General features: G+C 35.7%; 14 protein-coding genes. 12 read left to right on the top strand and 2 right to left on the bottom strand.

Going from position 1 to position 13,994, the window contains the following annotated elements; all coding sequences use genetic code 11:
* The first annotated feature begins 72 nt into the window (after positions 1-72).
* The 12 genes from RTW14_RS14880 to RTW14_RS14825 all read left to right on the top strand — a co-directional run bounded on the left by RTW14_RS14880 (position 73) and on the right by RTW14_RS14825 (position 12,083).
* Positions 73-1,257, top strand: a complete 1,185-nt coding sequence (locus RTW14_RS14880; RefSeq protein WP_312652822.1) for a phosphoglycerate kinase — start codon at positions 73-75, stop codon at positions 1,255-1,257.
* 102 nt (positions 1,258-1,359) lie between these two features.
* Positions 1,360-2,106: a triose-phosphate isomerase gene (gene tpiA / locus RTW14_RS14875; RefSeq protein WP_312653098.1), complete on the top strand. Its 747-nt coding sequence runs from the start codon at positions 1,360-1,362 to the stop codon at positions 2,104-2,106.
* Between the two features lie 19 nt (positions 2,107-2,125).
* Positions 2,126-3,415: a phosphopyruvate hydratase gene (gene eno, locus RTW14_RS14870; protein WP_312652820.1), complete on the top strand. Its 1,290-nt coding sequence runs from the start codon at positions 2,126-2,128 to the stop codon at positions 3,413-3,415.
* Positions 3,416-3,542: 127 nt separating this feature from the next.
* Complete coding sequence (secG, locus tag RTW14_RS14865) at positions 3,543-3,773, top strand: preprotein translocase subunit SecG (protein ID WP_312652818.1); 231 nt, start codon at positions 3,543-3,545, stop codon at positions 3,771-3,773.
* Between the two features lie 118 nt (positions 3,774-3,891).
* Entirely contained in the window at positions 3,892-5,907 is a 2,016-nt protein-coding gene (locus RTW14_RS14860; protein WP_312652816.1) for a sodium-translocating pyrophosphatase, read from the top strand.
* A gap of 109 nt (positions 5,908-6,016) precedes the next feature.
* On the top strand, positions 6,017-6,748 hold the full coding sequence (ymfI, locus tag RTW14_RS14855; RefSeq protein WP_312652814.1) for an elongation factor P 5-aminopentanone reductase: 732 nt from the start codon (positions 6,017-6,019) through the stop codon (positions 6,746-6,748).
* Between the two features lie 231 nt (positions 6,749-6,979).
* A complete protein-coding gene (pdxS, locus tag RTW14_RS14850; protein ID WP_312652812.1) occupies positions 6,980-7,858 on the top strand; it encodes a pyridoxal 5'-phosphate synthase lyase subunit PdxS in 879 nt (292 codons plus the stop codon).
* 1 nt (position 7,859) lies between these two features.
* Positions 7,860-8,435 (top strand): pyridoxal 5'-phosphate synthase glutaminase subunit PdxT, encoded by a 576-nt coding sequence (gene pdxT, locus RTW14_RS14845; RefSeq protein ID WP_312652810.1) that lies wholly within the window; start codon positions 7,860-7,862, stop codon positions 8,433-8,435.
* A 150-nt stretch (positions 8,436-8,585) separates the two neighbouring features.
* Positions 8,586-8,723: a CD1871A family CXXC motif-containing protein gene (locus RTW14_RS14840; RefSeq protein ID WP_312652808.1), complete on the top strand. Its 138-nt coding sequence runs from the start codon at positions 8,586-8,588 to the stop codon at positions 8,721-8,723.
* Positions 8,716-9,645: a 4Fe-4S binding protein gene (locus RTW14_RS14835; protein WP_312652806.1), complete on the top strand. Its 930-nt coding sequence runs from the start codon at positions 8,716-8,718 to the stop codon at positions 9,643-9,645. Before RTW14_RS14840 ends, RTW14_RS14835 begins: the two co-directional genes overlap by 8 nt.
* Positions 9,617-10,798, top strand: coding sequence for an MFS transporter (locus RTW14_RS14830; RefSeq protein WP_312652804.1), 1,182 nt, complete (start codon positions 9,617-9,619; stop codon positions 10,796-10,798). Before RTW14_RS14835 ends, RTW14_RS14830 begins: the two co-directional genes overlap by 29 nt.
* A gap of 217 nt (positions 10,799-11,015) precedes the next feature.
* Positions 11,016-12,083 (top strand): branched-chain amino acid aminotransferase, encoded by a 1,068-nt coding sequence (locus RTW14_RS14825; protein ID WP_312652802.1) that lies wholly within the window; start codon positions 11,016-11,018, stop codon positions 12,081-12,083.
* Positions 12,084-12,173: 90 nt separating this feature from the next.
* On the opposite strand, the gene RTW14_RS14820 is transcribed toward RTW14_RS14825, so the two are convergent.
* Both RTW14_RS14820 and RTW14_RS14815 read right to left on the bottom strand, forming a co-directional pair.
* Positions 12,174-13,241 (bottom strand): DUF4179 domain-containing protein, encoded by a 1,068-nt coding sequence (locus RTW14_RS14820; RefSeq protein ID WP_312652800.1) that lies wholly within the window; start codon positions 13,239-13,241, stop codon positions 12,174-12,176.
* Positions 13,238-13,792: an RNA polymerase sigma factor gene (locus RTW14_RS14815; RefSeq protein WP_312652798.1), complete on the bottom strand. Its 555-nt coding sequence runs from the start codon at positions 13,790-13,792 to the stop codon at positions 13,238-13,240. Before RTW14_RS14815 ends, RTW14_RS14820 begins: the two co-directional genes overlap by 4 nt.
* Positions 13,793-13,994 lie beyond the last annotated feature (202 nt).

The raw sequence follows: 13,994 nt of genomic DNA, 5'->3' as shown, positions 1-13,994 counted from the left end.
TTTAGCATCTGACCTTCCAACAATTTGCTTCACAAATTGGGATAGGTCATTATACTATGGGGAGATTAGAACATGAAAAAGACCGTAAGGGATATTGACGTTTCAGGCAAGAAGGTAATTGTGAGATGTGATTTTAATGTACCTTTAAAAGATGGTACTATCACAGATGATATTAGAATTACTTCTGCTATGCCTACAATTAAGTATTTAATTGAAAATGACGCGAAGGTCATTCTTATGTCTCATTTAGGGAGGCCTGAGGGCGAGGCAAATATGAAATATACTTTGAAACCTGTTGCTGATAGAATCAGCCAGCTTTTAGGCAAAGAAATTATATTTGCAAGTGCACCAGAGGTTGTAAATGAAGAGGTAAAGAAGGCGGCTGGTCAATTAAAAGCTGGTGAAGTTATGCTTCTTGAAAATGTTCGGTTTAGAAAAGAAGAAACTAAGAATGGTGTTGAATTCTCTAAAGAATTAGCTGGGCTAGCAGATATTTTTGTTAATGATGCATTTGGCACTGCCCATAGAGCGCATTCTTCAACAGCTGGAGTAGCAGACTATCTTCCGTCAGTTTCAGGTTTTTTAATTGAAAAGGAAGTTCAGTTTCTAGGTAATGCTGTAGAAAATCCTAAAAGACCTTTTGTTGCCATCATGGGTGGTGCTAAGGTTGGAGATAAGATTTTAGTTATTGAAAATCTGTTAAAAAAGGTGGATACACTTATTATAGGAGGAGGTATGGCATATACCTTCTTTAAGGCTCAGGGATATGAAATTGGGACTTCAATTCTTGATGCAGATAATATTGAACTTGCAGCAAATCTTTTGAAAAAAGCAGAGGCTAGCGGGGTTAAACTACTTTTACCTGTAGATATAAAAGTTGCCAAAGAGTTTGCTAACGATTCTATTGCAGGTTATTGTGATATGAATAAGATTCCAGTTGATATGATGGGACTTGATATCGGACCTAAAACACAGGCTCTTTTTTCTGAAGCTATTAAGGATGCTAAAACTGTGGTTTGGAATGGACCTGTTGGTGTATTTGAAATGCCTAATTTTGCAGAAGGTACCGTGGCTATCGCAAAGGCTGTCGCTGAGTGTAACGGTGTAACTGTTATTGGTGGTGGAGATTCAGCTGCAGCAGTAGAACAGTTTGGTATGGCAGATCAAATGACTCATATTTCAACAGGGGGCGGCGCATCTCTTGAATTCCTTGAAGGAAAAGTACTTCCAGGTATTGCATGCCTTCAGGATAAATAGAAATTAGGTTACGTAGGATTTTTTTCGTAATGCAAGGGAATGATGGAGCGAGTGAAAGTGACGCAGCAGTACGGAAAAAAGACAAGTAAGGAGGATTCCATGATTAGAAAACCACTGATAGCGGGAAATTGGAAAATGTTTAAAACTACTGCAGAGGCGAAAGTCTTTGCAGAAAGTTTCAAAAATATATATGAAAGCTCGGATATCCAGGTAGCTATATGTGCACCGTTTACTCAGTTAGAAGCTTTAAAGGATTCCTTTAAGGATACTGACGTTAAAATTGGAGCTCAAAATATGCATTTTGCAGATGAGGGAGCTTTTACTGGTGAGATATCAGCTGTTATGCTTAAAGAAATCGGCATTTACTATTGTATAATAGGACATTCTGAAAGAAGACAGTATTTTGTTGAAACCGATGGTATTGTAAATAAGAAATTGCATAAGGCTTTTGCTGTAGGCATTACACCTATTATGTGCGTTGGTGAGACACTCGAACAACGGGACGTAGATAAAGCTTTTGAAGTAGTCAAGACTCAGCTTATGGGTGGGCTGAAAGATATTACAACGACGCAGGCAGAATCATTGGTTATAGCATATGAACCTGTCTGGGCAATCGGCACAGGAAGAACTGCATCGCCTGAACAGGCAAACCAAATGTGTGGCTTTATTAGAGACGTTATAGAAGAATTATATAATGATGATGTAGCAGATAAAGTGATTATTTTATACGGTGGTAGTGTGAAACCGGAAAACGCTACGGAGATAATGAATATGGAGGAAATCGATGGCGCATTAGTAGGCGGTGCCAGCCTAGTGCCAGAAGATTTTATTCAGATAGTAAATTTTTAAAATATAGGAGGTAAAATAGATGCCATTTATTGAAGATGTAATAGCACGCGAAGTGCTGGATTCCAGAGGAAATCCAACTGTAGAAGTTGAAATCTATCTTGAAGATGGAAGCATGGGGAGAGCAATTGTTCCTTCTGGAGCTTCAACAGGTGTACATGAAGCTGTTGAACTTAGAGACGGCGACAAGGAAAGATATCTAGGAAAAGGAACTTTAAAGGCAGTTGAAAACGTTAATGACATTATTGCAGAGGAAATTATAGGCTATAATGTACTTGACCAGGTTGGATTAGATAAACTTTTAATTGAGCTTGATGGAACTCCAAATAAGGGTAAGCTTGGAGCTAACGCAATTTTGGCTGTATCAATGGCTGCTGCTGATGCTGCTGCAAACAGTTTAGGGCTTCCTTTGTTCCAATATCTTGGAGGTGTGAACGGAAAGACTCTTCCTACGCCAATGATGAATATTTTAAATGGTGGATCTCATGCGGACAATACTGTTGATATTCAGGAATTTATGATTATGCCTGTAGGTGCTTGTTCTTTCAGAGAAGCGCTAAGAATGGGTGCTGAAGTATTCCATAATCTTAAATCTGTTCTTAAGGAAAAAGGAATGAATACTGCTGTCGGTGATGAAGGCGGGTTTGCGCCTAATCTTACAACCAATGAAGAAGCTATTCAGGTTATTATTGAAGCAATTGAAAAAGCTGGATACAAAACAGGTGAGGACATTAAGATAGCTCTTGATGTTGCAGCAAGTGAATTTTATGATGAAAAGACAAAGGCATATAACTTAACAGGTGAAGGCATAACAAGAACTGCTGAAGAAATGGTTGCTTATTACGAAATGCTTGTTTCAAAATATCCAGTTATTTCTATTGAAGATGGTCTTGCTGAAGATGATTGGGATGGATGGAAGCTTCTTACTGAAAGACTTGGAAACAAAATTCAGTTAGTTGGTGATGATCTATTTGTTACTAATACAGAGAGACTAGCAGAAGGGATTAAAAAGGGTATTGCCAATTCAATATTAATTAAGGTTAATCAAATAGGAACCCTTACAGAAACTTTTGATGCTATTGAAATGGCTAAGAGAGCTGGGTATACTGCTGTTGTTTCCCATAGAAGTGGAGAAACAGAAGACGTTACAATTGCAGACATTGTGGTTGGACTAAATGCTGGTCAAATTAAGACTGGTTCACTTTCAAGAACGGACAGAATTGCAAAATACAACCAGTTACTAAGAATTGAAGAATTACTAGATATATCCGGTCAGTATGCAGGTATGTCCGCATTCTACAACATAAAATAATACGGATAGAAGTATGCAAAAAATGTAAATCAAAGGGCTTTTTTCTATTAGATTAGGGAAAAAGCCTTGATTTTTTTTTGGACATATGGTAGACTCTAGAAGTTAATCATGTATAGGAGGTGCAGATATGAAAACATTTCTTATGGTAGTGCTTGCAATTGCTAGTATTATTCTTATTGCAAGTATTTTATTGCAATCAGGAAATAGTGCAGGATTGTCCGGTTCAATCGGCGGCGGTGCAGAACAGCTATTTGGCAAGAAAAAGAGTAAGGGATATGAAGCTATTCTAAGCAGAATTGCTACAGTAGCAGCAGTTTGTTTTATTGTTGTTTCGTTAGCATTAGTTACTATTGAATAATTGATTAGGTATAATCATTATTATATTTGTTCATTATTAAAATTAAATATTACTTTTAATTTAAGAGGTGTCAAGGACGCCTCTTAACTGTCGTTAAAAGTAACAAGGAGGAATTATTATGAGTATTTTTGCAATTGCAGCAATTGTTGCAGCAATCATTGCTCTAGTATTCGCTTATGGCCTTTCATCATGGATTAGTAAAGTTGATGAAGGCAATGAAAGAATGAAGGAGATCGCCGGATACATCAGAGAAGGCGCGATGGCATTCCTTAGAAGAGAATACAAGACAATGATAATCGTTATTGGAGTACTATTTGTACTAATTGGTGTTGGTTTACAAAACTGGACAACAGCAATACTTTATGTTATAGGTGCATTACTATCAGTTCTTGCAGGTTACTGTGGAATGACGGTTGCTACAAAGGGTAACGTAAGAACTGCAAATGCAGCGATGGAATCTGGTATGAGCAAGGCCCTTAAGGTTGCTTTCAGATCTGGTGCTGTTATGGGCCTTTGTGTAACAGGACTTGGCCTTTTGGGATTAAGTGTAGTATTTGTTGTATTAGACCTTGCAACTGTAGTACAGTGTATCACAGGTTTTGGACTAGGAGCTTCATCAATGGCACTATTTGGACGTGTAGGCGGCGGTATTTATACGAAGGCTGCAGACGTTGGTGCTGACCTTGTTGGTAAGGTTGAAGCAGGCATTCCTGAAGATGACCCGAGAAATCCTGCGGTTATTGCAGACAATGTAGGTGACAACGTAGGTGACGTTGCTGGTATGGGTTCTGACCTTTTTGAATCATATGTTGGTTCAATTATTTCAGCAATTACTCTTGCAGCAGTAGCTGCGGCAAATTCAGCTGGAGCTTTCAATGAAACCGCTGCGGCTTTATTCCCACTTGCTCTATCTGCTATAGGTATTATTGCATCACTTATTGGTATTATGGGAGTTAGAGGCAAAGAGGGTGGAAACCCAGCTGCTGCTCTTAATATGGGAACATATATTTCAGGTATAATTGTAATTATTGCTTCTTTTGTATTATCAAAGACAATGTTAGATAGCTACAACTATGCTATTGCAATCATAGCAGGTCTTATCGTTGGTATTGCAATTGGTAAGATTACTGAAATTTACACTTCTGCTGATTATAAGCATGTAAAAAACATTGCAGAACAGTCACAGACTGGTGCTGCTACTACAATTATATCTGGTCTTGGCGTTGGTATGTTATCAACAGTATGGCCGATTATATTTATCGCAATTGGTATTTATTTTGCATATCAGTTCGCTGGTTTGTACGGAATTGCACTTTCTGCAGTAGGTATGCTTTCAACTACAGCTATGACTGTTGCAGTTGACGCTTATGGTCCTGTATCTGACAATGCTGGTGGTATTGCAGAAATGAGTGATCTTCCACATGACGTTAGAGGAATTACGGACAAGCTTGATGCTGTAGGTAATACAACAGCTGCTATTGGTAAAGGATTTGCAATTGCTTCTGCTGCACTGACTGCACTTGCACTATTTGCTGCCTATGCAACAGTTGCTGGTCTAACTAATATTAGTTTACTTGACCCAATCGTAATTATTGGATTGTTCATTGGGGCTATGCTGCCATTCTTATTCTCAGCTATGACTATGAATTCAGTTGGTAAGGCTGCTAATCAGATGATTGAAGAAGTAAGAAGACAGTTCAGAGCTGATAAGGGAATCATGGAAGGAACATCAAAGCCTGACTATGCTAGATGCGTAGATATCTCAACAAAAGCGGCTCTTAAGGAAATGGTCGCTCCAGGTTTACTTGCAATTATTGCGCCTTTAGCAGTAGGTATTATTCTTGGTACTGAAGCGCTAGGTGGGATGCTTGCTGGTGCACTTTCTGCTGGTGTATTATTAGCTATTATGATGGCTAACGCTGGTGGTGCTTGGGATAACGCAAAGAAGTATATTGAAGAAGGAAACTTTGGTGGTAAGGGTTCAGAACCTCATAAAGCTGCAGTTGTTGGTGATACAGTAGGTGACCCATTCAAAGATACATCTGGTCCATCAATCAATATCTTAATTAAGCTTATGACAATCGTATCAGTAGTATTTGCTCCTTTGTTTGTACACATTGGTGGATTAATCTAACATATAATAAATCAAGTCGATTTTTTTATACCGCTTCGGAAGAAGCGGTATTTTTTTAAAGGATAATGAATTCTATCTTTAATAGTAAAATGAAAGAAGTGAAAAGATTATGGAAAAAGGCCCTTACAAGGCAAAAGTCTTAGTTACTGGAGCTTCCAGAGGCATTGGATTTGCCATAGCCAAGATGTTTGTACAAAATAATTATATGGTATATGCAAATTACAATAAAAATTATGAAGAGCTGAATCTTCTTGCAAATGATGTAAAAAATCAGGGACATACGATTGTTCCTATACAGGCAGATGTTTCTAAGAAAAGTGATGTAGAAGCAATGATGTCAGAGATCGGTGGGGTGGACATTCTTATAAATAATGCAGGAGTTTCACAATTTAAACAGTTTATAGATATGACAGAAGAGGATTGGGACGAAATGCTGTCAACAAATTTAAAATCTGTGTATTTATGTACCCATTGTGTAATAAATTATATGCTCAGTAATAAAAGTGGTAAAATTATTAACATTTCTTCTATATGGGGCGTTACGGGAGGAGCTTGTGAGGTACATTATTCAGCAGCCAAAGCAGGAATTATAGGCTTTACAAAAGCTTTGGCAAAAGAAATGGCTCCTTCTGGAATACAAATTAACTGTATAGCACCAGGTGCTATTGATACGGATATGAATAAAGAGCTAACCAAAGAAGACAAAAAGCTTTTAATGGCAGAAACTCCTATGGGAAAGATGGGTGATCCTGAAGACATAGCAAAGGCAGTTCTTTTTTTAGCAGAGGATAAATTTTCAACAGGTGTGGTTATGAATATTAATGGGGGATTGTATATCTAGAAATATATAAAAACAAGTTTTAATAACTGTATATATTAAAATGAAAAATTATAAATAACAGTAGCTATAAAAACCTAAAAAACAATATTTAATATTTTAACTGTATATATTAAAATAGTTAAAATTGCGTATTTTAAAAATATCAATTAAGCGTATAATAATAAATGTAAAGAAATTATTAGGGTGATGCGCGCAAACCCATTTAATTAAAAATTGAATGGAGAAAAAACGATGGATGAGAACAATAGATATGAATTAAATAAGCAATTAGCACAAATGTTAAAAGGCGGAGTCATTATGGATGTCACAACCCCTGAACAGGCAAAAATTGCACAGGAAGCTGGTGCTTGTGCAGTCATGGCACTTGAAAGAATACCAGCGGATATTAGAGCTGCTGGCGGGGTTTCCAGAATGAGTGATCCTAAAATGATTAAGAGTATCCAAGAGGCTGTAACTATACCTGTTATGGCAAAGTGCAGAATAGGCCATTTCGTAGAGGCTCAGATTCTTGAAGCTATACAAATAGATTATATAGATGAAAGTGAAGTTCTTTCACCAGCTGATGACACATTTCATATTGATAAAACAAAATTTGAAGTTCCATTTGTATGTGGTGCAAAGGATTTAGGAGAGGCCCTTAGAAGAATTAATGAGGGGGCATCTATGATTAGAACAAAAGGAGAACCAGGGACTGGAGATGTAGTTCAGGCGGTAAGGCACATGCGTATGATGAATCGAGAAATTGCTAGGATTCAAAATACCAGAGAAGATGAACTATTTAATATAGCCAAGGAATTACAAGTGCCCTTTGATTTAGTTAAATATGTATATGAAAATGGTAAACTCCCTGTAGTTAACTTCGCAGCGGGTGGCGTGGCAACTCCTGCCGATGCAGCACTAATGATGCAGCTGGGAGCAGAAGGTGTTTTTGTAGGATCTGGTATATTTAAGTCGGGAAATCCTGCAAAACGAGCAGCGGCAATTGTTAAGGCAGTTACAAATTATACAGATGCAAAATTAATAGCACATTTATCAGAAGACTTAGGTGAAGCAATGGTCGGCATTAATGAGCAGGAAATAGAGCTATTGATGGCAGAGAGGGGCAAATAAATTGAGAATAGCTGTATTGGCCGTTCAGGGTGCTTTTATTGAACATGAAATAGTTCTTCGTGATTTAGATGTTGACTGCTTTGAAATTCGTCAGAGTAGTGATTTACTACAAGATTTTGACGGATTGGTTTTACCAGGCGGTGAAAGTACCGTAATGGGAAAGTTATTAATGGAATTAAATTTATTTGAGCCTTTAAAGAATAAAATTACACATGGTACACCTGTTTTAGCAACATGTGCAGGATTAATACTGCTGGCGGATAAACTTGAAAATGATAAGACAAAGCACTTTCAAACATTACCAGTAACCGTTAAGAGAAATGCTTATGGAAGACAGCTGGGGAGCTTTCAAACTGTAGCGGAAATGAAGGGAATAGGAACAGTGCCCATGACTTTTATCAGGGCGCCATACATTGCAGAGGCTATACCTGACGTTGATGTACTTGCAAAAGTGGATAACAAAATAGTAGCAGTACGTTATAAGAATCAGCTGGCCATGTCTTTTCATCCTGAACTAACAAAAGATAATTCAATACATAAATATTTTGTACAGATGGTCCGAAATAACATTAATTAAATAGTTACAGAAATAAAGGAGTGGTCTAAATAAATTTTCTATTAAGACCACTCTTTTATTTGATTAAATACTATTTATATTTATTTATATTGTTATTTATAATTGTAACAAATGCAGTTATAATCAAATAAAAGGAAGGACTAAACCAAAATGAAAAAAAATCTTATTGGAGGCATTTTTTTTGCTATAGGTATATTGTTTATTATTATTGGAGTAGTAAATGGGGAAAGTGCTGTAGTATTACAGAAAGCTATTAGAATATGTTTGGAGTGTATTGGAATTGGTTGATTTAATAGTAAAATTAAAAGAGCATATAAGAACTGTAGTGCAGATTTCATTCACTGCCCTAACAAATGGATATGTTACAGGATTTAAAAATGGGAGAATATATCAAGGAAATTTGAAAGAGGCATGTGTTCCTGGACTGAACTGCTATTCATGCCCGGGGGCCTTAGGGTCTTGCCCCATAGGCGCATTGCAAGCCGTTTTAGGAAGTTCGAATTATAGGTTTTCTTTTTATTCGGTGGGGTTTTTGTTTGCCTTTGGAGCTGCGGTTGGAAGATTTATATGTGGATGGCTTTGTCCATTTGGATTATTTCAGGATTTACTTTATAAAATACCTTTTTATAAAAAAATAAAGAATCTTCCAGGGCATAAATATCTTAGATATTTAAAATACATAATTTTAACAGTATTTGTGATAATTCTGCCATTAGTTGTGGTAGATATAATCGGGCAGGGAAATCCTTGGTTCTGCAAAGTTATTTGCCCTTCAGGGACATTAATGGGAGGCTGGACCTTGACATTACTAAATCCAAGTCTGGGTGAAGCCTTGGGATGGTTGTTTACATGGAAGAGCTTCATATTAATTTTAATAATTGTGTTGTCAGTAATTTCTTATAGACCATTTTGTAAGTATTTATGTCCTTTAGGAGCAGTCTATGGATGCTTTAATCCCATATCCTTTTATAGGTTTAAGGTAAATCAGAAAAAATGCACAAAGTGCAAAACCTGCCAGATAGCTTGCCCCATTGAAATAAAAGTGTACGAAAAACCAAATAGTTTTGATTGTATCCGTTGTGGTAAGTGTGTAAAAGAATGTCCGCAGCATGCAATTAAATCTACTATGGATAAAAATAACAAGTGTGAAGAAATAAAAGAATTTTCGGAGCAAAATAAAAATGAAGATACAAAATATAAGAACAAATAAAATTCTTGGACTTGATAAAAATATTTTTTTTGTTGGGCTTACTAGTTTTTTTATGGACACTACAACGAAGATGATATATGCAGTAATGCCAATGTTTTTGCTTAGCCTTGGGGCAAGTAAAATGGAACTGTCCCTAATCGAAGGTATAGCTGAAAGTACGGCTTCTATAATAAAAGCATTATCAGGATGGTGGAGTGATAAAATTCGGAGGAATAAACCATTCATGATTATAGGGTATGGCTTTACAGCTATGCTTTCGCCTTTATTTGCTTTTGCGGGGTCACCTATACAGGTTTTTTTTATAAGATTTACTGAAAGAGTAGGAAAAGGAATCAGAACAGCACCGAGAGACAGCTTAATCGCTGCTTCAGCCGAAGAACATGAAAAGGGAAAGAACTTTGGATTTCACAAAGCAATGGACAACTTCGGTGCCGTATTAGGGCCCCTTGTGGCATCTGGCATTTTGTTAGTTTTCCCTGGGGATTATAGAAAAATTTTTCTGGCAGCAGCAATTCCAGGTATAATAGGTCTCACTTGTATTATTGCTTTTGTGGAAGAAATAAAACAGCAGAATGTTAAACCTTTAGGTAAAATTACATTTAGAGATTTTACCCTTAAATATTATGTGTTGTTAGTGATTATATTTATTTTTACTTTGGGAAATTCAACGGATGCATTACTTCTTGTTAAAGCTGCTGATGTAGGTGTCACTGCAGCATTCATTCCTATCATATATCTGATTTTTAACTCAGTTTCAGTATTATTTGCAGTGCCTGCAGGGATGCTTTCAGATAGGATAGGAAGAGAAAAAATTATTATATTTGGTTATATATTATATGCAATTATTTATTTTGGTTTTGGAAAAACAAATTCTATTATAGTACTTGTTGGACTATTTGCACTTTATGGTTTATATAGTGCCACCACCGATGGTATTCAAAAAGCTTTAGTATCTGACTTAATACCTAAAGACAAAAGGGGTACGGGTTTGGGCCTATACAATTGCCTAGTTGGATTAACATTACTGCCAGCCAGCCTTATTGCGGGAACGCTATATGATTATTTGGGAAATCAAGCACCATTTTACTTTGGCAGTGCCATGGCGTTCATAGCAGCGGCGTTAATGATTATTTACTATAGGGCAAACAAGTAAATGAAAAAAATTAAAATGCTATATAGCCACTAAGAAGTGGCTATATATTTTTTACAATCAAACAATTTGGTTTGTATAACTAAACAAAAAAGTATAAAATATATTGTTAAAAATAACAAAAACCGTTGACTAATTAAAAAATAGGTATTATTATAATATGGTAATAAAACAAATTAACAAATTTGAAATATATAGAGGCAAGAGAGGAAGGATAGTCATGAAATACAATTTTTCAATCACTAAAACAACAAATCCAAAACAAAAACCAGATCCAGATACATTACGTTTTGGGCAAGTTTTTACAGACCATATGTTTATTATGGAGTATAGTCCTGAAAAAGGCTGGCATAATGGCAGAGTGCAGCCATATGCGCCCCTACAGATTGATCCTGCAGCAGCAGTTTTTCATTATGCACAGGAAATGTTTGAGGGGTTAAAGGCATATAAGTCAAAAGAGGGAAGAGTACTTTTATTCAGACCAGATATGAATGCAAAGAGAACTACAAATACTAATGAAAGAATGTGTATTCCACATGTAGATGAAGAATTATTTGTTGAAGCTGTAAAAGCGGTAGTGGAGGTAGATAAAGATTGGATTCCTAATAAGAAGGGAACATCGTTATACATCAGGCCATTTATTATTGCAGATGAACCGTTTCTTGGAGTAAGGCCTGCAGATCACTATTTATTTATGGTCATATTAAGCCCTGTAGGTCCTTATTATGCTGGAGGTCTGGCACCAACAAAAATTTATGTTGAAAATGAATTTGTAAGAGCTACTCCAGGAGGAACAGGATTTGCTAAAATAGGGGGCAATTACGCTGCTGGACTTAGATCACAGGAAAAGGCTCATGAGAACGGATATGAGCAAGTTTTATGGCTTGATGGTGTAGAAAGAAAATATGTTGAGGAAATTGGTACTTCCAATGCGTTCTTTAAAATCGGAGATGAAGTAATAACGGCGCCCCTTACAGGCACTATTTTACCAGGAATAACTAGGGATTCTGTAATAAATCTTCTAAAACAATGGGGAATGAAAGTTTGTGAAAGAAGAATGACTATTGAAGACGTCTTTGAAGCTGGAAAATCCGGAAAGATGGTAGAGATGTTTGCAACAGGCACGGCAGCTGTAATATCACCTGTAGGTGAGTTGTCATGGAAAGGTGAAAAGGTTGTTATCAATAAAGGGAAGATTGGGGAACTTTCTCAAAGACTTTATGACGAACTTTATGGACTTCAAATTGGCGAAGTAGAAGATAAACTTGGCTGGACTGTTGAAGTATAGATTCTTTCAGCCTATTTTGTGAAATGAAAAAAATATAAAAGCAAAGCCGTCTCCTTATGGCTTTGCTTTTACTATATAAGTGATAATTTTCTATAATTCAATAGGTAATATAGTACCGCAGTACTCTACAGATTGGATTTCTGATGGATTTATTATTTTATCGAATTGAGCATCTACTACAGTTTTTAATCCATTAGAACTAGTTCCGCGGCTGCCATGATCAGCATTTATAGTTTCGCCGTTTTTCATGTGAATAATCAACGGTGCATCATGGATGGAATCACTTCTGTCATTTAATAAGGAACTTAAAGTCATACTGATAGATATAGGAGAAAGTCTGACCTCTTTTATTTTAAATGAAATATCTTTATATTGCAATTTCTCATTTAATTTATAAACTGCAGTATTATCAGTATAATTAAGAGGAAAAGTTATTTCCCAATTTCCTGGGATTAGAATATTATATACATCGTTGTCGTCACCAGGAGTTCCTTCAAAACTTTCAGGACGATTTTTTAATTCTTCTTCAGTTTTATAGCCAGAAAAATCTTTAAATCTAAAGGTCATATTTTTTCCCACAAGATTTTCACTTGAACTTAGGCATAACATCATTGGCTTAATGTTATCATTAGGATTTACATCTTCTAAACATTCAAAATTATATCCCATGCCGTGTACCATGCTGAAACCTTTTTCAACGTCAATCATTTGAGTTACAAAGGTATATTGTTCTTTATCAAGGATCGTTCCTTCAGGGGCGATTATATCAAACAATACATAGACAGCATTGCTGTCACCTAAAGCCTCTTTAACATCTATGGTAAGCCCATTTTCTGTAACCTGTTTATCAATAATTGTCCCTAGACTGTTCAATAAATCTGTTTCTGTTTGGCTTTGAGGATGGAAGAAGTTTAAAAAATTGTCGTTTAATGCGGTAGCAGCAAAAGAAACTGCGCCTAGAGTGAATATAGTTATACAGGCGGCTGCTAGTATAATAAATCTTTTTTTTGATGTTTTTCTGGGCATTTTAATTAATTCTGCTTTTGCTAGGGTTATTTGAAGAATTTTATCTTTTTCATCAGCAGAAAGTGGATTTTTTTTCATGATATCCTCATCTTTTAAATTGTAATATTCCATAATATCTTCTAACTTTTTCATATGATAATTCCCCTTTCAATTAAAGCCTCTCTAAGCACTTTTTTTCCACGGTATAATTTGTTTTCAATAGTTTTAGGGCTTAGAGAAAGTGATTCAGCAATAGAATTTATACGTTCCTGAAAATAGTACCTAAGAATAAATATATTCCTGTCTGGTTCTGGAAGCGCTTCAACTGCTTCTTGAAGAATTCTGGAGTTAGTTTCTTTTGCAATTTGATCTGCAAAGTCTATAGAAAAACCAATATCATTTTCCTCAATAGGGATTATGTCGATATGTGATTTAGTTTTCCTTAGATAATCAATAGCTGTATGTCTTGCTATTCCATATAAATAACTTTTTAAAGATATATTACGATTTGCATCAAAATTATTAATATTTTTCCATAATTTAACAAATACGTCAGACATACATTCTTCTATATCTTGAGAATTGCAACTGCCGAGCATCTTTAATATAATCCATTTAACTGTGCCGCCATATAAATCTATTGCGTATAATAATCCTTCATGTGGATTGCTTTTCATAAGCAATATTAATTGGTCATCATTCATGTTTACCTCACTTTTTGTACGAAGTTAAAATTGCAATTTTTTTCTGAAGCTTTTGAAGTCCCTCATATATATATTCGTATAAAATCAAAGTTTCACTCAATAATCTATCATATTTTTTTTATATAAACATCAATTAGTGAATTTTGGTTTTATTTTTTCGAGTTTATTAAGAGTAAAAAACAGTATTTTGATAATACTAAGA

It is taken from the genome of Aminipila sp. (assembly GCF_032051575.1).
Classification (GTDB): Bacteria; Bacillota; Clostridia; order Peptostreptococcales; family Anaerovoracaceae; genus Aminipila.
This window is presented reverse-complemented; position numbering and strand designations above follow the sequence as displayed.